The sequence below is a fragment of the Variovorax sp. P2_H12 genome (genome assembly GCF_056403395.1).
Map to the genome: position 1 here is coordinate 39,731 of NZ_JBFUFO010000033.1, position 18,230 is coordinate 57,960.

The 18,230-nt window shown below is 68.5% G+C and carries 17 protein-coding genes; 7 read left to right on the forward strand and 10 right to left on the reverse strand.

Annotated elements, in window-relative coordinates:
• Positions 1 to 53: 53 nt before the first annotated feature.
• The 4 genes from AC1DYK_RS24320 to AC1DYK_RS24335 all read right to left on the reverse strand — a co-directional run bounded on the left by AC1DYK_RS24320 (position 54) and on the right by AC1DYK_RS24335 (position 5,367).
• Complete coding sequence (locus AC1DYK_RS24320) at positions 54 to 1,184, reverse strand: 2-aminoethylphosphonate--pyruvate transaminase (protein WP_478168618.1); 1,131 nt, start codon at positions 1,182 to 1,184, stop codon at positions 54 to 56.
• Positions 1,185 to 1,226: 42 nt separating this feature from the next.
• The gene (locus AC1DYK_RS24325) at positions 1,227 to 2,960 is read right to left on the reverse strand and encodes a putative 2-aminoethylphosphonate ABC transporter permease subunit (RefSeq protein WP_478168619.1); all 1,734 of its coding nucleotides are present in this window, start codon (positions 2,958 to 2,960) and stop codon (positions 1,227 to 1,229) included.
• Positions 2,957 to 4,087, reverse strand: a complete 1,131-nt coding sequence (locus tag AC1DYK_RS24330; RefSeq protein ID WP_478168620.1) for a putative 2-aminoethylphosphonate ABC transporter ATP-binding protein — start codon at positions 4,085 to 4,087, stop codon at positions 2,957 to 2,959. Before AC1DYK_RS24330 ends, AC1DYK_RS24325 begins: the two co-directional genes overlap by 4 nt.
• Before the next feature lie 233 nt (positions 4,088 to 4,320).
• On the reverse strand, positions 4,321 to 5,367 hold the full coding sequence (locus tag AC1DYK_RS24335; RefSeq protein ID WP_478157510.1) for a putative 2-aminoethylphosphonate ABC transporter substrate-binding protein: 1,047 nt from the start codon (positions 5,365 to 5,367) through the stop codon (positions 4,321 to 4,323).
• Between the two features lie 139 nt (positions 5,368 to 5,506).
• Between AC1DYK_RS24335 and AC1DYK_RS24340 the strand changes: the two genes are divergently transcribed.
• From AC1DYK_RS24340 to AC1DYK_RS24360, 5 genes are read left to right on the forward strand one after another with little or no spacing between them, the layout of a single operon-like run.
• A complete protein-coding gene (locus AC1DYK_RS24340; RefSeq protein WP_478089079.1) occupies positions 5,507 to 6,235 on the forward strand; it encodes a phosphonate utilization associated transcriptional regulator in 729 nt (242 codons plus the stop codon).
• Position 6,236: 1 nt separating this feature from the next.
• Positions 6,237 to 7,463: a phosphonoacetate hydrolase gene (phnA, locus tag AC1DYK_RS24345; protein WP_478089078.1), complete on the forward strand. Its 1,227-nt coding sequence runs from the start codon at positions 6,237 to 6,239 to the stop codon at positions 7,461 to 7,463.
• A 19-nt stretch (positions 7,464 to 7,482) separates the two neighbouring features.
• Positions 7,483 to 8,931, forward strand: coding sequence for a phosphonoacetaldehyde dehydrogenase (gene phnY, locus AC1DYK_RS24350; protein ID WP_478168621.1), 1,449 nt, complete (start codon positions 7,483 to 7,485; stop codon positions 8,929 to 8,931).
• A gap of 2 nt (positions 8,932 to 8,933) precedes the next feature.
• Positions 8,934 to 9,500, forward strand: a complete 567-nt coding sequence (locus AC1DYK_RS24355; RefSeq protein WP_478168622.1) for a phosphonate degradation HD-domain oxygenase — start codon at positions 8,934 to 8,936, stop codon at positions 9,498 to 9,500.
• Between the two features lie 13 nt (positions 9,501 to 9,513).
• Complete coding sequence (locus AC1DYK_RS24360) at positions 9,514 to 10,902, forward strand: FAD-dependent oxidoreductase (RefSeq protein ID WP_478168623.1); 1,389 nt, start codon at positions 9,514 to 9,516, stop codon at positions 10,900 to 10,902.
• A gap of 16 nt (positions 10,903 to 10,918) precedes the next feature.
• Here AC1DYK_RS24360 and modC read toward each other — a convergent pair whose 3' ends face one another.
• Genes modC through modA form a run of 3 tightly spaced genes read right to left on the reverse strand, consistent with a single transcriptional unit; the run spans position 10,919 to position 13,489 of the window.
• Complete coding sequence (gene modC / locus AC1DYK_RS24365; protein WP_478168624.1) at positions 10,919 to 12,010, reverse strand: molybdenum ABC transporter ATP-binding protein; 1,092 nt, start codon at positions 12,008 to 12,010, stop codon at positions 10,919 to 10,921.
• Positions 12,007 to 12,681 (reverse strand): molybdate ABC transporter permease subunit, encoded by a 675-nt coding sequence (modB, locus tag AC1DYK_RS24370; protein WP_478168625.1) that lies wholly within the window; start codon positions 12,679 to 12,681, stop codon positions 12,007 to 12,009. The genes modC and modB overlap by 4 nt, the downstream gene beginning before the upstream one ends.
• A 13-nt stretch (positions 12,682 to 12,694) precedes the next feature.
• The gene (gene modA / locus AC1DYK_RS24375; protein WP_478168626.1) at positions 12,695 to 13,489 is read right to left on the reverse strand and encodes a molybdate ABC transporter substrate-binding protein; all 795 of its coding nucleotides are present in this window, start codon (positions 13,487 to 13,489) and stop codon (positions 12,695 to 12,697) included.
• A gap of 43 nt (positions 13,490 to 13,532) precedes the next feature.
• On the opposite strand from modA, the gene AC1DYK_RS24380 reads away from it, so the two are divergent.
• Positions 13,533 to 14,288 (forward strand): TOBE-like domain-containing protein, encoded by a 756-nt coding sequence (locus AC1DYK_RS24380; RefSeq protein WP_478168627.1) that lies wholly within the window; start codon positions 13,533 to 13,535, stop codon positions 14,286 to 14,288.
• 264 nt (positions 14,289 to 14,552) lie between these two features.
• Here the strand turns inward: AC1DYK_RS24380 and AC1DYK_RS24385 are convergent, their stop codons facing one another.
• From AC1DYK_RS24385 to AC1DYK_RS24395, 3 genes are all read right to left on the reverse strand, one after another.
• Positions 14,553 to 14,879 (reverse strand): thioredoxin family protein, encoded by a 327-nt coding sequence (locus tag AC1DYK_RS24385; protein ID WP_478168628.1) that lies wholly within the window; start codon positions 14,877 to 14,879, stop codon positions 14,553 to 14,555.
• Between the two features lie 290 nt (positions 14,880 to 15,169).
• Complete coding sequence (locus AC1DYK_RS24390; RefSeq protein ID WP_478168629.1) at positions 15,170 to 16,339, reverse strand: ABC transporter substrate-binding protein; 1,170 nt, start codon at positions 16,337 to 16,339, stop codon at positions 15,170 to 15,172.
• A gap of 81 nt (positions 16,340 to 16,420) precedes the next feature.
• A complete protein-coding gene (locus AC1DYK_RS24395; protein ID WP_478168630.1) occupies positions 16,421 to 17,545 on the reverse strand; it encodes a helix-turn-helix domain-containing protein in 1,125 nt (374 codons plus the stop codon).
• A gap of 181 nt (positions 17,546 to 17,726) precedes the next feature.
• On the opposite strand from AC1DYK_RS24395, the gene AC1DYK_RS24400 reads away from it, so the two are divergent.
• Positions 17,727 to 18,221, forward strand: a complete 495-nt coding sequence (locus tag AC1DYK_RS24400; RefSeq protein WP_478093079.1) for a (2Fe-2S)-binding protein — start codon at positions 17,727 to 17,729, stop codon at positions 18,219 to 18,221.
• The last annotated feature ends 9 nt before the right edge of the window (positions 18,222 to 18,230 follow it).

Below are 18,230 nucleotides of genomic sequence, written 5' to 3' on the forward strand. Positions count from 1 at the left end.
CGCAACCGGCCTGACCGTCCGGCGATTCGCCGGTACTTCAGGCCGGCGCCAGTTCAAGCGAGGGCGGGCGCCGACACCTGCCGGATGCCCATCGCCTTGAGCGTGTCCGCAATCGCCGCGACCGCGCCCGGAATGCCGGCCTCGCCGAAGTGGCCCATGCAGCCGACGCGGAAGGTCTCCACCTGCGTGAGCTTGCCCGGGTAGAGGATGTAGCCTCGCTTCTTCACCTCCTGGTAGAAGGTCTTGAAGTCGTACTTCGGATCGTCCGGCGCGTGGAAGGTGACGATGATCGGCGCCTGCAATGCCGGGTCGAGGTAGCTGCGGAAACCCTGCGCCGCAAGCCCCACGATCAGGGCCTTGCAATTGCGCGCGTAGCGGCCGCCGCGCGCCTCGAGGCCGCCTTCCTCGACGTACTGCGCAATGGCCTCGTCGAGCGCGGCCACCACGTGGGTCGGGGGCGTGAAGCGCCACTGCGTCGTCTTCTCCATGTACACCCACTGGTCGTACAGATCCATGGCGAGCGAATGGCAGTTGCCTTCGCATTTCTCGAGGATGCTGCGCCTGGCGATCACGAAGCCCATGCCAGGCACGCCTTCCAGGCACTTGCCGGAGGCCGCGATGACGGCATCGAAGGGCGTCTTGCGCGCATCGATGTCGAGCGCGCCGAAGGAGCTCATCGCGTCGACGATCAGTCCGCGGCCATGCCTGGCCACCACCAGCGCGACCTCGTGCAGCGGATTGAGCACGCCGGTGCCGGTCTCGCAGTGGACCAGCGCGACATGGGTGATCGTCGGGTCCGCGGCCAGCGCGCGGTCGACGTCGGCGGCCAGCACCTGCTTGTCCTCGGTGTAGTCGATGGTCGTCAGCTTGCGGCCCAGCACCTTGCAGATGCGGGCGATGCGCTGGCAATAGGCGCCGTTGTTCGGCACCAGCACATGGCCGTGGCGCGGCACCAGGGTGCCGATCGCCGCCTCGACCGAGAAGGTGCCGCTGCCCTGCAGCGGAACGCACTCGTGCGTGCCCTCGCCGTGAACGATGCGCAGCACCTGCTGGCGGATGCGCGCGGTGATCTGGTTGAAGTCGGAATCCCACGATCCCCAGTCGCGCAGCATGGCGGCCCGGGTCCGGTCGGAGGTGGTCAGCGGGCCGGGGGTGAGAAGGATCGGGTGAGAGGCTTGGCTCATGGTGTCTCCAGGTGAGGGAAGGTCCGGATGAAGGCGAGGGGGTCAGGTGCGTCGCAGGTTGCGCCAGGCCTGGGTGCGGGCGAGCATCACGCGCGTGAGCAGCGCATAGGCCACGCAGACGACGGCCGAGGTGATGACGATCAGGCTGGCGAGCGCCGCGGCCGGACCGATGTCGCCCGCTTCGTCGAGGTGCATGATCGCGACCGACGCCAGGATGGTCTCGGGCGAATACAGGAAGATCGCGCAGGACAGGCTGGCCATCGAGACGACGAAGTAGTAGCGGCCGATGTCCAGGATGGCGGGCAGGCAGACCGGCACCGTGACGCGCAGGAAGGTCTTGAAGAAGGGCACCTTGAGCGAGGCGGACACGGCTTCGAATTCGTTGTCGATCTGCTTGAGCGCGGTGACGGCGGTCAGGTGGCTCGAGGTGTAGTAGTGGACGATCGTCGACATGATCAGGATCGCCATCGTCTGGTAGAGGAAGTTGAGCGGGTTGGCCGGATGGTTGAAGAACATCACGTAGCCCAGGCCCAGCACCAGGCCGGGCACCGCCATCGACAGCACCGCCATCAGGTGCATCGCGCGCCGCATCAGGCCGAGGTTGCGCGTCTTCTCGATCAGGTAGGCGCCCACGAAGACGATCAGCGAGCCGCCGATCGCGGTGGAGATCGCGAGGATGAGGCTGTTCGTGTAGGCCGCCGCCATGTCGCTGTCGACCAGCGCGAAGTGATAGTGCTTGAGCGTGAACGACAGGTTGTAGGGCCAGAGCGTGATCAGCGAGGTGTAGACCGCCATGCCGATCGTGGCCAGCAGCAGCGTGCAGACCCCCACGCAGAACAGTGCCAGCAGCGTGTCGGCGAGGCGGCGCGGCTTGGGGCTGAACGGCACCGAGCGCGCCGTCAGCTGCGCCTTCAGCTTGCGCCGCACCGTGTAGTCGATGGCGAACGAGAGGATGGACGGCACCAGCAGCAGCAGGCCGACCACCGCGCCCATCGAGAAGTTGTGCTGGCCGACCACCTGCTTGAACACGTCCACCGACAGCACGTTGAAGTTGCCGCCGATCACCTTCGGCGCACCGAAGTCGCTGATGACGTAGGTGAACACCACCGTCGAGGCGCTGATCAGTCCGTACTTGCACGAGGGCAGGGTGATCGTCGTGAACTGCCGCCAGCCGGGCGTGCGCAGCGCCGTCGCCGCTTCATAGAGCCGCCCGTCGGCCAGCGAGAGCGCGGTGACGAGGATCATCAGCGCGTGCGGGAAGGTGTTGTAGACCTCGGCCAGGATGATTCCCGGCGCGCCATAGATCGAGGCGCCGCCGAGCAGGAACTTGAGCGCGCCCTGGTTGCCGAACCATTGCACGAAGGAGATCGCCGAGAGCAGCGAGGGCGCCAGCAACGGGATCAGCGCGATCAGCCGGAAGGTGGCCTTGAAGGGCGTGGGCAGGCAGGTGCGTGTCATGGCGTAGGCGCAGACGAAGGCCGCGGGCACCGAGATCAGCACCACCACGGTCGACACCCAGATCGAGTTCCAGGCCGCGCGCATCAGGCTCGGGGTCTGGAAGTAGGTGATGAAGTGGGCCAGGCCGACGAAGCGGCCGTCCTTGCCCAGCACGGCGTTGACCAGGATCGAGAACAGCGGCGCGATCAGGAAGACGAACAGCATCGCCATCACGGCGAGCAGCACGGCGCGGGCGATCAGCTCGTCGCGGCTCCAGCGCAGGCCGGCGCGGCGAGGCCGGGCGGCGGCCGCCGGATGAACGCGTGCCAGCGTGTTCATGACTTGCTCTTTCTCTCGCAGAAAGCCCGGATGCGGTTCGCGCGCAGCGCGATGTCGATGCGGTTGCCTTCGCGAATGTCGAGGTCGTGCAACTGGTTGAGCGAGAAGTGCAGGCCGAGGCTCTGGCCGTGCAACTCGTCGGCGGTGACTTCGGCGATGCACAGGCCACCGAGGAATTCGACCTTGGTGACCAGTGCGCTCAGGCGGTTGGGCGTGTCGGGGCCCAGGTGCTCTGCGATGCGGTCTTCCGGCCGCAGGTAGAGGTTCACGGCGTCGCCGGGCTCGAAGCCGCTGTCGCAGGCGTCGCACTGCAGCTCCATGTCGCCGACGCGGAAGAGGTTGCCGCCCAGCGCGTGGCCGCGCAGCACGTTGACCTTGCCGACGAAATCGGCGACGAAAGGCGTGGCGGGCCGCTCGTAGATGTCCATCGGCGTGCCGACCTGCTCGATGACGCCGTGGTTCATGACCACGATGCGATCGGCCATCGACAGCGCTTCCTCCTGGTCGTGCGTGACCATGATGGTGGTGATGCCGACCTGCTTCTGCAGTCGGCGGATCTCTCCGCGCAGGCGGATCCGTTCCAGCGCGTCGAGCGCCGACAGCGGCTCGTCCAGCAGCAGCAGGCCCGGCCGCGTGGCCAGCGCGCGCGCCAGCGCGACGCGCTGCTGCTGGCCGCCCGAGAGCTGGCTCGGGTACTTCGCACCCGAGGTCGGCAGGCCCACCAGCGTGAGGAGCTCGTCGACGCGCGCCTTGATCTCCGCCTTCCTGGCCTTGCCGTTGACCAGGCCGTAGCCCACGTTGTCGGCGATGGTCAGGTTGGGGAAGAGGGCGTAGGACTGGAACACGATGCCGTAGTCGCGCTTGTCGGGCGGCAGCCAGGAAACATCCCGCCCGTTCTGCAGGATCTGTCCCGAGGTCTGCGTCTCCAGCCCGGCGATGATGCGCAGCAAGGTGGTCTTTCCGCAGCCGGAGGGGCCGAGGAAGCACAGCATCTCGCCCGGCTTCACGCGCAGATGCACGTCGCGCAGGGCGCTGAAGGATTCGAAGTCCTTGCGAATGCCGACGACTTCCAGCGCGGCGGTGGCTTGCAGTTCGTCTGCGATGAACTTGGCGGCGGTCATATCCATTTTCGATAACTCCGAGACGCACAAAACGCGAACCCCTTCCAGGAACACCGCGGAACCGGCTTTGCCGGGCCGCTGGTGTTGCCCCCGGTAGGGGGTGGGCGGCTACACGAAGTGAGCCAACCTGGGGGCGAGCAACAATGCCACCGCGGAACCGGCTTTGCCGGGCCGCTGGTGTTGCCCCCGGTAGGGGGTGGGCGGCTACACGAAGTGAGCCAACCTGGGGGCGAGCCTAGTTAGTTAGATTTGGCTTCCGCCTTGCCTTCGTAGCGCTTGCTCCACTCGGCCAGGATGCGTTCACGATTCTTCGCCGCCCAGTTGATGTCGTTCTTGGCCAGCAGCTTTTCGTAGTTCTCGGGGATGCCTTCGAGCTTCTTGGCCACCCCCGGATAGGCGACCACGGCCCACCAGTTGGCGGTGATCTGGTTGGCCTCCTTGCTGGCCATCCAGTCGGCGAGGCGCTTGGCCTGCTCCATCTTCTTGCTGGTCTTCATGAGGCCGGTGGCCTCGATGTCCCAGCCCAGTCCTTCCTTCGGAAAGACCAGCTCGACCGGCGCGCCCGACTTCATGACCTGGTGGGCCCGGAACTCGAAGGAGATGCCGATCGGAAACTCGCCGGCGCCGGCCTGCTTGCAGGGCTTGGAGCCGGAGTGCACGTACTGCGCGATGTTCTCGTGCAGCGCGTCCATGTACTTCCATCCGTCGGCCTCGCCCCACATCTGCAGCCACGCGGCCACGTCGAGGTAGCCGGTGCCGCTGGAGGCCGGATGCGGCATCACGATCGCACCCTTGTAGATGGGCTTGGTCAGGTCCTTCCAGCTCTCCGGCTTGGGCAGGCCGCGCTTCTTTGCCTCGACCGTGTTGAAGCAGACCGTGGCCGCCCAGACGTCCATGCCGACCCAGGCGGGCGGCCGCTTGCTGTCCGAGTACTCGGGCGACAGTTCCTTGAAGCCCTTCGGCTCGTAGGCCAGGAGCATGCCTTCCTGCTCCAGCAGGGCCAGGCTGCTGGCGGCGACGCCGGCCACCACGTCGGCCTGGGGATTGGCCTTCTCGGCCAGCAGCTTGGCGGTCACGATGCCCGTGGAGTCGCGGACCCACTTGATCTCGATGTCCGGATTGGCTTTCTCGAAGCCGTCCTTGTAGAGCTTCATCGCATCGGTTTCGAGCGCGGTGTAGACCAGCAGGGAGGTTTTTTGCTGTGCCAGCGCGGCGCCGGCGGCGACGCCCAGCACCACGGCGCACAGCGCCATGGCGAGGCGGCTCGTGCTTTTTCTTGCGTTCATCGTTCACTCCTGTAGGGGGATTGGCTTGTCACGCCCGAGCTCGTTGCCGTGCGTCGGTGAATCCAATGTAGAACGTCGATTGATGACTGTCAATAAAAAATTGTTGACAGTTTGCAATCTGAGGCCAAGAATACAGCCCATGCAAACGAACAAATCGACCGCGGCGCTGGCTTTCCTGCAGTCCAGCTCGCTTCCGATGCTGGTGCAGGAAGAAATCGAACGGCTCATCATGACGGGCGAGCTGGCCGTCGGCAGCCGCATCAATGAAAGCGAGCTGTCGCTGCGCTTCAATACCAGCCGGGGGCCGGTCCGCGAGGCCTTGCGCGCGCTGGAGGAGGCCGGCCTGGTCCGCAACGAGAAAAACCGCGGCGTCTTCGTGCGCGAGATCGCGTTCGAGGAAGCCGATGAGATCTACGAACTGCGCGAGGCGCTGGAGGAGATCATCGGCCGGCGCGTCACGCGCGCCATCGCGCCGGATGCGCTCGCTCGTCTCAAGGCCATGCTCGAGCCGATGAAGTCGGCCGCCCAGGCCTCGGACCTGGAGCAGTACGCGCAGCTCAACCTGCAGTTCCACGAAATCCTGCTCGACACCGCGGGCAGCCAGAAGCTGACCGAGACCTACAAGCGCCTGATCAAGGAGCTGTCCCTGTTCCGCATGCGCGCGCTCGACGGCGGCGGCGGGCTGCGCGTGTCGGTCGACGAGCACCGCGAGATCGTCGAGGCCATCGCTTCCGGCGATGCCGAGCAGGCCGGTCGCGTGATGCGCAAGCACGTGGCCGGAAGCCGCGCCCGCATGCACAAGGCCTTCGGCCGCCTCGACATCGCCCAGCCCCCGTCCATGACTCACTCACCCACCAAGGAAGCTTGAAATGACACCGGAGACGATCGAAGTCAATGCCAGGAACTACCGCTGGATGAGCCGCCCCGTGGTGGTGGTCTGCGTCGACGGCTGCGAGCCCGCCTACCTCGACGCCGCGGTGGCGGCCGGCGTGGCGCCCTACCTCGGGCGCATCATGAAGTCCGGCGCCAACTTGCTGGCCGATTGCGTGGTGCCCTCGTTCACCAACCCGAACAACCTGTCGATCGTCACGGGCGCGCCGCCGGCGGTCCATGGCATCTGCGGCAACTACTTCTTCGACCGCGAGATCGGCGAGGAAGTCATGATGAACGACCCCAAGTACCTGCGCGCCGGCACCGTGCTGGCCGCGTTCGCGGATGCGGGCGCCAAGGTGGCCGTGGTGACCGCCAAGGACAAGCTGCGCAAGCTGCTCGGCAACCGCATGGAAGGGATCTGCTTTTCCTCCGAGAAGGCCGACCAGGTGACGCTGGCCGAGAACGGCATCGAGGACGTGCTCGGCCTGGTGCGCCTGCCGGTGCCGTCGGTGTACAGCGCGGAATTGTCCGAGTTCGTCTTTGCCGCCGGCGTGAAGCTGATGGAGACGCGCCGTCCCGACCTGATGTACCTGTCGACCACCGACTACGTGCAGCACAAGGCCGCGCCGGGCAGCCCGGCCGCCAATGCCTTCTACGCCATGATGGACCGCTACCTGGCGCAGCTCGACGAACTCGGCGCCACCATCGTGCTGACGGCCGACCATGGCATGAACGACAAGCACGACACGGACGGCAAGCCCAACGTGATCTACCTGCAGGACGTGCTGGACGACTGGTACGGGGCCGGCAAGGCGCGGGTCATCCTGCCCATCACCGACCCCTACGTGGTCCACCACGGCGCCCTCGGCTCGTTCGCCACCGTCTATGCGCCCGACGAGGCGACCGCGGCGCAATGGATCCTGCGCATCCGGGAGGTTCCCGGCATGGAGTCCGTGCTGTCGCGCGCCGAGGCCGCGAAGCGCTTCGAGCTGCCGCCCGACCGCATCGGCGACATCGTGGTCGTCAGCGAGCGCAGCACGGTGATCGGCACGTCCGCCAGCCGGCACGATCTTTCCGCGCTGGAAGTGCCGCTGCGTTCGCATGGCGGCGTGTCCGAGCAGCGCGTGCCGCTGATCTGCAACCGTCCGGTCGAAGGCATCTCCGGCAGCCGCCGGCTGCGCAACTTCGACGCCCTCGACCTGGCCCTGAACCACGTCCAGTAAATCGTCCGGATCCACCACCATGAGCCAGCCCATGCCGAAGCCAGCCGACATCCATTGCGAAGCGTTGCGCATCGCCGGCGAACGCGTCTATCGTGACGAGGTCATCGAGGTCCGCTATCCCTACACCGGCGAGGTGATCGCCACCGTACCCAAGGCGACGCTGGAAGACGTGCGGCGCGCCTACCGCATCGCGCGCGACTACAAGCCGACGCTGACGCGCTACGAGCGCTACAAGATCCTGATGCGCGCCGGCGAGATCATCGCCTCGCGCCTCGACGAGATCTCGCGCACGATCACGCTCGAATCCGGCCTGTGCCGCAAGGACTCGCTGTACGAAGTGGGCCGCGCTTCCGACGTGCTGCTGTTCGCCGCCAACCAGGCACTGGTCGACGACGGCCAGGTGTTCTCCTGCGACCTCACGCACCACGGCAAGAGCCGCAAGGTCTATACGCTGCGCGAGCCGCTGCTGGGCGTCATCACCGCCATCACGCCCTTCAACCATCCGTTGAACCAGGTGATCCACAAGGTGGCGCCGGCCGTCGCGACCAACAACCGCATCGTGCTCAAGCCCAGCGAGAAGACGCCGCTCACCGCCTTCATCCTGGCCGACATCCTCTACGAGGCGGGGCTGCCGCCGCAGATGCTGTCGGTGATCACCGGCGACCCGCGCGAGATCGCCGACGAGATGCTGACCCATCCGGACGTCGACCTCGTGACCTTCACCGGCGGCGTGGCGATCGGCAAGTACATCGCCGGCAAGGCCGTCTACAAGCGGCAGATCCTCGAGCTCGGCGGCAACGACCCGATCATCGTGATGGAAGACGCGGACATCGAGGAGGCCGCCACGCTCGCGGCCAGCGGCTCCTACAAGAACTCCGGCCAGCGCTGCACGGCCGTCAAGCGGATGCTGGTGCACGAAGCCGTGGCCGACCGTTTCGTCGAGCTGCTGGTGCGCAAGACCGAGGCGCTCAAATACGGCGATCCGATGGACCCGGACACCGACATGGGCACCGTGATCGACGAGGCCGCCGCGATCCAATTCGAGGCGGTCGTCAACGAGGCGATCGCGGCCGGCGCCAAGCTGCTCTGCGGCCATGTGCGCCGGGGCGCCCTGTATGCGCCGACCGTCCTCGACCACGTCGACCCGGAGATGACGGTGGCCAGGCACGAGACCTTCGGCCCGGTGTCGCCGGTCATCCGCTTCGGCAGCATCGAGGAGGCGATCCGCATCTCGAACGGCACGGCCTACGGGCTGTCGTCGTCGGTGTGCACCAACCGCCTCGACTACATCACGCGCTTCATCCGCGAACTCCACGTCGGCTCCGTCAACGTGCGCGAGGTGCCGGGCTACCGGCTCGAACTCACGCCCTTCGGCGGCATCAAGGACTCGGGCCTGGGCTACAAGGAAGGCGTGCTCGAGGCGATGAAGAGCTTCACCAACAGCAAGACCTATTCGCTCCCCTGGTAGCCATGAGCCTCACCATTTCCGACATCGTCGGCCTGTTCGAATCGAAGGGCGATGCCCAGTACGACGGCGAGCCCGTGACGCAGCTCGAGCATGCGCTGCAGTCCGCCCACCTGGCCGAGCAGGCCGGTGCCGGCAGCGCGCTGATCGCGGCGTCCCTGCTGCACGACCTGGGTCATCTGCTGCACGATTTCGGCGGCACGCCGACGCAGCAGGGCCTGGACGACCTGCACCAGTACCGCTGCCTGCCTTTCCTGCGCGCCCTGTTCGGCCCGGCGACGCTGGAGCCGATCCGGCTGCACGTGGATGCCAAGCGCTTCCTGTGCGCCCGCGAGCCAGGCTATCTCGAGGCGCTGTCGCCCGACTCGAAGCGCAGCCTGGCGCTGCAGGGCGGCGTCTTCAGCGAGGCGCAGGCGGCGGCCTTCGAGGCCTTGCCCTTTGCCGGCGATGCGGTCGAGCTGCGGCGCTGGGACGACCGCGCGAAATCGGCCGATGCCGACATGCCCGCTCTCGCGCATTTCGTCCGCCACCTGGAAATCTGCGCCGCCGAGCATCGGCGCGTCGCGGCCTAGGGCCTGCCCTGCCATGCGGCCCTTCTGGATCGAGCAGGCGCTCTTCAACGACGGCGACCTGGCGCCTGCCTTGCAAGGGGCGCAGCGTGCCGATGTCTGCATCGTCGGCGGTGGCTTTACCGGCCTCTGGACCGCGATCCAGGCCAAGCAGCAGGATCCGTCGCTGGACATCGCACTCATCGAGAGCGACCTGTGCGGCGCCGGCGCCAGCGGGCGCAACGGCGGTTGCCTGCTCACCTGGTCGGCGAAGTTCTTCACCTTGCGACGGCTCTTCGGCGAGGCCGAGGCGATCCGCCTCGTCAAGGCCTCGGAAGCGGTGGTCGACCACATCGCGGACTTCTGTCGCGCGCACGGCATCGACGCCGAGTTGCGGCAGGACGGCACGCTCTACACCGCGACCTCGCAAGCCCAGGTCGGCACCCTCGATCCGGTGATGCGGGCGCTGGAGGACTGCGGCATCCACTCCTACCGCGCGCTGCCGCCCGAAGAGGTGGCGCGCCGCTCCGGGTCGGCCCGCAACCTCGCGGGCGTGTACTCGCCCATCGCCGCCACGGTGCATCCCGGCAAGCTCGTGCGCGGCCTGCGCCGCGCCGCACTCGCCATGGGCATCCGCATCTACGAACGCAGCCCGATGCTGGACTTCAGCCGCGGCCGTCCGGTCGTCGTGCGCACGCCTTGCGGCAGCATCGAAGCAAAGAAGCTGGTGCTGGCCCTCAATGCCTGGATGGCACGCAGCCTGCCGCAGTTCGAGCGAACCATCGCGGTCGTGTCGAGCGACATGGTGATCACCGAAAAGTGCCCCGACCTGCTGCGCGAGATCGGCCTCGACAGCGGCGTCTCGGTGCTCGATTCAAGGACCTTCGTCTACTACTACCGAAGCACGGTCGACGGCCGGATCATGCTGGGCAAGGGCGGCAACACTTTCGCCTGGGGCGGCCGCATCGCGCCGGTCTTCGACCAGCGTTCGCCCTACGAGGCGGAGCTGACGCGCGCGCTGCATTCGTTCTTTCCGGCCTTGCGCGAGACGCCGATCACGGCCAGCTGGAACGGGCCGTCGGACCGGTCCGTCACCGGCTTTCCCTTCTTCGGCAAGCTCGATGGCGCGCCCCACATCTGCTACGGCTTCGGCTATTCCGGCAACGGGGTCGGCCCCAGCTACATGGGCGGCCAGATCCTTTCCTCCATGCTGCTGGACCAGGACAATGCGTGGACCCGCAGCCCCTTGACGCAGGGGCCGCTGGGGCATTTCCCGCCCGAGCCGATCCGCTATGTCGGCTCCATCGCGGTTCGCAACGCGATTCGCCGAAAGGAGCGCGCGGAAGACCAGGACCGGCAGCCGTGGATCGTCGACAGGATGCTCAGCAAGCTGGCGAACGCGGCCGGCAAGGCGGACAAGGGCTGAACGGGGCTCCCCCCGCTCACTCCACGATCGCCACGCCCTTGACCTGCGCATGGACGCCCATGCCGACGGCCAGCTCGAGCAGGTCGGCCGACTTGCGCGTGATGCGCGCCAGCATTCGCACGCCGCCGACATCGAGTCCGACCATCCGCTGCGCCGGCCCGTCGTCGGCGAGGTCCGTGATCGTCGCGGGCAGGATGTTGAGCACGCTGGTTCCCTCCTGCGGCCGCAGCGTCAGGCTGACGTCGCGGGCCTGGACGCGCACGCGCACGCGCTGGCCGACGCCGACCCCGCTGTGCGGCAGGCTCAGCGTGCCGCCCGAGAAGTCGACCTGGACCAGGCCATAGGCCGCGTCGACGCTCGCGACCACGGCCTCGATCACCGATCCGGCGGCGTCGCCGTGCGCCAGCGGCAGGTCGAGGCGGGTCATCAGCGCATGGGTCGGCCCGCTGGCGATCACGCGCCCGGCGTCCAGCAGGACCAGGTGGTCGGCCAGCCGCGCGACCTCGTCGGGCGAGTGGCTGACATAGAGCACTGGGATGTCGAGTTCGGCGTGCAGCCGTTCGAGGTAAGGCAGGACCTCGCGCTTGCGCGCCAGGTCGAGCGAGGCCAGCGGCTCGTCCATCAGCAGCAGCTTCGGGCTGGTCGCCAGGGCGCGTGCGATGCCCACGCGCTGGCGCTCGCCGCCCGACAGCGTGTCGGGCCGGCGCGCCAGCAGCGGGCCGATGCCCAGCAGTTCGACCGCCTGCGCGAGCGAGACCCGGCGCAGCGCCGGCGCCACCCGCTTCATCCCGTATTCGAGGTTGCGCCGCACGTCCAGGTGGGTGAAGAGTCGCGTCTCCTGGAACACGTAGCCCAGCGGCCGCCGGTGCGTCGGCAGGAAGATGGCGCAGTCGTCGTCCTGCCAGCGCTCGCCATTGACCGAGACCAGGGCGCCCGGCGCGCGCTGCAGCCCCGCGACGGCGCGCAGGCAGGTGGTCTTGCCGCAGCCCGAAGGGCCGGACAGCGCGGTCACGCCGCGGCCGGGCAGGTCCAGGTCGACCTGCAGCGAGAAGGCGGGAAAGTCGACCGCGAGGCGCAGCCGCAGGCCTTCGGATGGCGGCGCCCTCATCGCCGCCGTCCCGTCGGATTGAGCGCATACAGCGCCAGCAGGACCAGGAACGAGAACACCACCATGCCGGCCGCGAGCCAATGAGCCTGCGTGTACTCGAGGGCCTCCACATGGTCGTAGATCTGCACCGAGATCACGCGCGTCTTGTCGGGGATGTTGCCGCCGATCATCAGCACCACGCCGAACTCGCCCACGGTGTGGGCGAAGCCCATCACGATGGCGGTCAGGTAGCCCGGGCGCGCCAGCGGCAGCACCACGCTGAAGAAAGTGTCGAGCGGCGAGGCCCGCAGCGTGGCGGCGGCTTCGAGCGCCGGCTCGCCGATGGCCTCGAAGGCGTTCTGGATCGGCTGCACCACGAAGGGCATCGAATAGACCATCGAGCCGACCACCAGCCCCGTGAAGGTGAAGGGGAGCAGGCCCAGGCCCAGCCACTGGGTGAGCGCACCGAGCGGCCCGTTGGGGCCCATCGACACCAGGAAGTAGAAGCCCAGCACCGAGGGCGGCAGCACCAGCGGCAGCGCCACCATCGCGCCGATCGGACCTTTCCAGGCCGAGCGGGTGCGTGCCAGCCACCAGGCCAGCGGCGTGCCCAGCAGCAGCAGGACCAGCGTCGTGACCGAGGCCAGCTTCAGCGTCAGCGTGACGGCGCCCAGGTCGGCGGCGGACGGCATCGTTGCGTGGGCCTCAGACGTCGTAGCCGAAGGAGCGGATCACCGTCTTCGCGCCCTCGGTCTTGAGGAACCCCATCAAGGCCGAGGCCGCGGCGTTGTCCCTGGCACGGCCCAGCAGCACCGCGTCCTGGCGGATCGGGCTGTGCAGCTCGGCCGGCACGATCCAGGCCGAGCCGGTCTTGATCTTGCCGGCTTCCCAGACCTGCGACAGCGCCACGAAGCCGAGCTCCGCGTTGCCGGTGGAGATGAAGCTGTAGGTCTGGCCGATGCTCTCGCCCTGCACGAACTTCGGTTCGAGCTGGGCCAGCAGGCCGAGCCGCGTGATCGTCTGCACTGCGGCCGCGCCGTAGGGCGCGAGCTTGGGCGCGGCGAGCGCGAGGTGGGCGAACCTGGCGGTGCGCAGCACCTCGCCCTTGCCGTCGACCAGGTCGGGATTCGCGGACCACAGCACCAGCTTGCCGGTGGCATAGGTGAAGCGGCTGCCGGCCACCGTGGCGCCGTCCTTGTCGAGCCGGGCCGGCGTCTCGTCGTCGGCGGCGAGAAAGACGTCGAAGGGCGCGCCGCCCTGGATCTGGGCGTAGAACTTGCCGGTGGCGCCGGAGGACAGCACCGCCCTGTGGCCGGTCGCCTTCTCGAAATCGGCGGCCAGCACCTTCATCGGTCCGAAGAAGTTGGCCGCGACGGCCACCTGCACTTCGCCCGCGTGGCTGCAGAGCGACAAGCAGAAGGCGAGGAGGCCGGTGGCGATCAGGCGGGGGGAGCGGCTGGTTTTCATGGCGGTCGAGGTCTGGCGTGGTTCGCTATTCATGAATGGAATAGCGCGAGTGTAGGCCAGCCGGCACAATCCGCGCATGGCATCACCCCGCTTCGGCGACGCGCTCGGCCACGGCCTGAGCGACAAGCGCATCGACATCCTTCGCGGCATCGGCCGCACCGGCAGCATCTCGCAAGCGGCGCGCGAGGCCGGCGTGAGCTACAAGGCCGCCTGGCAGGCGGTCGCCACCCTGACCAACCTGGCGGGCGTTGCGCTGGTGGAGCGCGCGGTCGGCGGGGCCGGCGGCGGTGGCGCGTCGCTGACCTCGCATGGCGCGAAATTGCTCGAACTCGCCGACGCGCTGGCGGCGGCACGGCGCACGGTGCAGGCGGGCGCCGGGGCGCTGGCGGGCGCCGGCAGCGCGGTGGCGCGGCTGGCGATCCGCACCAGCATGCGCAACCAGTTGCCTGCCACCGTGACCGCGATCGAGTCCACGGGCCGGATCGTGCGGGTCGGCCTGCGGCTGGGACATGCCCAGACCATCGCCGCCCGCATCACGCAGGAGAGCGCCGAGTTGCTCGGGCTCGCCGAGGGGATGGCGGCGATCGCGCTGTGCAAGGCGACCGCCGTGCGCATCGAGCGCGCCGGCACCGCGAGCCGGAGCAAGGGCAACCAGCTCGGCGGCGTGGTGGCCGGCGTCGCGCGCGGCGAGGACGGCGACGAGATCTCGGTGACGCTCGAAGCGGACCTGCAGCTGGTGGGATTCGCGGCCAGCGGCAGCGCGTTGCGCACCCGCCAGCGCGTCACCGCGATCGTCGACGAGTCGGCCGTCGTGGTTGCGCTGCCGGGCTAGGGCCTGTTCACCCTATTTCCGGGGATCGCGTTGCCACGCGAAGGGGCTGGATGCAAGGCGCCTGCGCGCAGCAAGGCTTTCGCCTTGCAAGCGCGGGCAACGCCGCAGACGGCCCCTTCGCGCGGCAACCCGAAGGGAAGGCATGCCAGGACGAGCCACTCAGCGTTGCGCTCCTAGCATGTGCCAACGCACATGCCGCGTCACGCGCCTTGATTGGCCCGTCCTGGCATGCCTTCGCGACCCCGGAAATAGGGGGAACAGGCCCTAGGCAGCGACCTTGAGCCGGGCCAGTTCCTGCCGGATCAGCTCGGCGCTGCCGGGCCGCACCAGCCGTCCGAGCTCCTGCCCGTCGCGCATGAAGACGAACGTGGGCCACAGCTTGACCTTGAACGAGCGGCCCAGTGCCCGCCCGCTCCCATCTTCGATCTTCAAGTGGCGCAGCGCCGGCGCGTCGGCCAGCGCTTCGGCGAGCAGCGGCTGCGCTGCCTTGCAGAAGCCGCACCACGCGGTGCCGAACTCGACCAACGTAGGGCCGGGGAGAGCGTCGACCTCCGCACGCGAAGGCTCGCCCGTTGCATAGCTTGAGTTCATAGCTGGATTGTTGCTCACCCCCAGGTTGCCCGCACTTCGTGTCGGGCGCCCACCCCCTACCGGGGGCAACACCAGCGGCCCGGCGAAGCCGGCTCCGCGGTGTTCCCCCAGCGGGCCTGGCTGCGCCGGCCGAACGAAGAGGCGCAGTGGTCGCCTTGCGGCTGCGCGCAGCGCGCCCGTTCGGGGGCCGCGGCGGAACCGGCTTTGCCGGGCCGCAGGGCGGCGCCCCCGGTAGGGGGTGGGCGGCTACACGCAGTGAGCCAACCTGGGGGCGAGCAACACTTCCGGGGTCAGCTAATTAGCCTTCCATTGGCACTGATGACCGCCACGTCCACGAACTGGCTGCCTTCACGGTTGCCGCGGCCGTAGTTGATCTTGACGCCGCCGAGGTCATAGGCCTCGATGTGCTCGAGCGCGGCGATCACGCTCGCGCGCGTCGGCGACGGGCCGGCGCGGCGCAGGCCTTCGGCCAGCACGCAGGCGTCCATGTAGCCCTCCAGGCTCGGCAGCGAGAACTCCTTGTTGCCGCTGGCCAGCATGTCGGCCTGGTAGCGCCGCACGATCTCGTACTTGGTGGCGAACGGCGAGGGCACGACGATCGCGAAGCCCAGCCCGTGCGCCAGGTCGCCCATCGCGCCGAGCGAGCTGGCCGTGATCGACAGGCCATAGGCGCTGCTCTTGCCGCCTGCCTTGCGCAGTGCGCGGACGAAGGCCGGGGCGGTGCCGGCCAGGCCGATGATGACGATCTGCGGCGCGGCCGCGGCGATCTTCGCGGCGGCTGGATCGACCTCCATGCTGGTGGTGCCCGGCGTGCTGGCGATCACTGCCGGCTCGAGCTTGACCTTGGCCAGCGCGGCCTTGAAGCCCGCCAGCAGCGACTGCCCGAGCGGGTCTTCAGAATAGACGATGCCGATGCGCGACTGGCCGAGCACGGCCGCGGTGGCGATCAGCCGCTCGAGTTCCTGGTCGTAGTTGGCGCGCACCCAGAAGGTGTTCGGCGCCGCCTTCTTGCGCAGCGACACGGTGCCGGTGTTCGGGCCGACCACCGCCATGCCGGGAACCGCGTCAATGACTGCGGCCGCCTGGCGGGTGCCCAGCGGGTGCAGCATCGCCAGCACCGAGCCGTCGGCGGCGAAGGCGAGCGCGTTGGCCTTGGCGATCTCGGGCTTGAACTGGTCGTCGGCCATGATCAGCTCGACCTTCGTGCCGCTGATGCCGCCGGCGCGGTTGAGTGCGTTGAAGTACGCCGACGAGCCCACGAACAGGCCGGCGCCGTTGGCCTTCTCGACGCCGCTGTTGTCGAAGGTGGCACCGACGCGGATGGCCCTGGCCTGTGCGAACGCCGGCCATCCCAGGGCGGCAGCGGCACCCATGCCGACGCCGCCGGCCAGGCGCGCGATGGCCTGGCGCCGGCCGGGTTTCGACGGCATGGATTGAGATCGGGCCTTGGATTCGCTCATGGTCAACGTCCTGTCGCGCCGCCGGGTCGGCGATCAATTTTTAGCAAACGCTGACAATAGCAACAAAATGTAAGAAAGTCACTAGCAATGACCCCGGCCCAGCTTGCGGTAGACCGTGGCGCGGCTGATGCCGAGCGCGCGCGCCGCCTGCGCCACGTTGCCGCGGGCATCGTCCACGGCTTTGCGGATCATCGCCGACTCGACATCGCGCAGCCGAGGAAGCTGGGTGGCCGCGGCGGCGGCCGCCGGCGTTCCCTGCCGTGGCATCCGGGGCCTGGCCTGCACGCGCAGCCCCGACCACAGCGGCACCTCGAGCGCCGGGTCGCCGCGTCGCGCGGCATCGAACAGCATCTGCGGCGGCAGCGCGAACAGGTCGTTGCAATGCAGCGACGGGCGGCTGCCCAGCGGCTGGTGCAGCATGTGGCGCGCGGCCGCATTGGCGCCGGTCACGTTGCCGTCGGCGTCGATGCACAGCAGGCCTTCGGTGTCGGCACCCACGCTGCTGCCCGGCCAGCCGATCTGCAGCAGCAGTTCGCAGGGGTGGCCCTGCACCAGCGCGTTCTCGATGCTGCGGGCCGAGGACGCCGCGAGGTGCCGCAGCTCGGGCCGCTCGACCACCTGCACGCCGGTCAGGTCCAGCATGCCGATGCAATCGCCCTGCGGACCGAAGAGCGGCGCACCGGCGCAGCTGTAGATGCTGGTGTCGTCGAAGAAGTGCTCGCCGCGATGCAGCCACACCGATTCGTGCTCGGCCAGCGCGGCGCCGATCGCGGTGGTGCCGACCGCGCGCTCCGACAGGTCGACGCCGATGCGGGCGATGTCGCGCGCATGCCGGGCCGCCGCGTCGCTGCCGGAGGGCAGGGCGCCGACGTCGACCACGATGCCGTCGGCGTCGGTCAGGATCGCGAAGTAGCGCGTGTCCGCGATCGCGCGCGACAGCCGGTCGAGCACCGGCCGCGCGGCCAGCAGCAGCGCACGGTTGCGTTCGGCCACCTGCCGCGCGTGCGGCGCCGAGACCGGATCGAAACTCACGCGCTGCTGCGGCCGGTGGCCGGCCGCCAGGCAGCGCTGCCAGGAACGCACGAGCCAGGGCTCGACGCGCGGGGCCAGCGGTTCGGCCGCGCGCTCGCCGTCGATCCATTCGCGTCGCGCCTGGGCGATGGTGAGGGAGCGCTCGGGCAGGGGCGAAGCGGAGTGGGGCGTCATCGTGTGGGATCGGGCCCGCAAGGGCGCCTGTTCGGAGGCTCGCCGCACGGCAAGCTGTTTCATTTTGAGAATTTCGAGGGCAACGCGCAAGCGCCTAGGGTTTTGCCTAGGATGGTGCCCCGGTCGGGCGTCCAAGATTCAATCGGCCGATTCAGCCATCACCTATACGGAGACAGCCAACATGCAGGTTCCTTTCACGGTCAACGGCCGCGAAGTCACGGTCGACGCGCCCCCGAACACCTTCCTCGTGCAAGCGATTCGCGAGCATCTCCACCTGACCGGCACCCACGTCGGCTGCGACACCGCGCAGTGCGGCGCCTGCACGGTCCACGTCAACGGCCGCGCGGTGAAGTCGTGCAACGTGCTGGTCGCCCAGGTGGCCGGCGCGACCATCACCACCATCGAGGGCATCGCCCAACCCGATGGCACCATGCACCCGATGCAGGCGGCGTTCAAGGAGTGCCACGGCCTGCAGTGCGGGTTCTGCACGCCCGGCATGGTGATGAGCGCCATCGACCTGTGCACCCATCACCCCAAGTCGAGCGAGACCGAGATCCGCGAGCTGCTCGAGGGCAACCTGTGCCGCTGCACCGGCTACCAGAACATCGTCAAGGCGGTGCAGATGGGCGGCGAGGCGATGTCCGCCGCGCCGGCCAAATCCACCGCCACGGCCTGAGGAGCACGA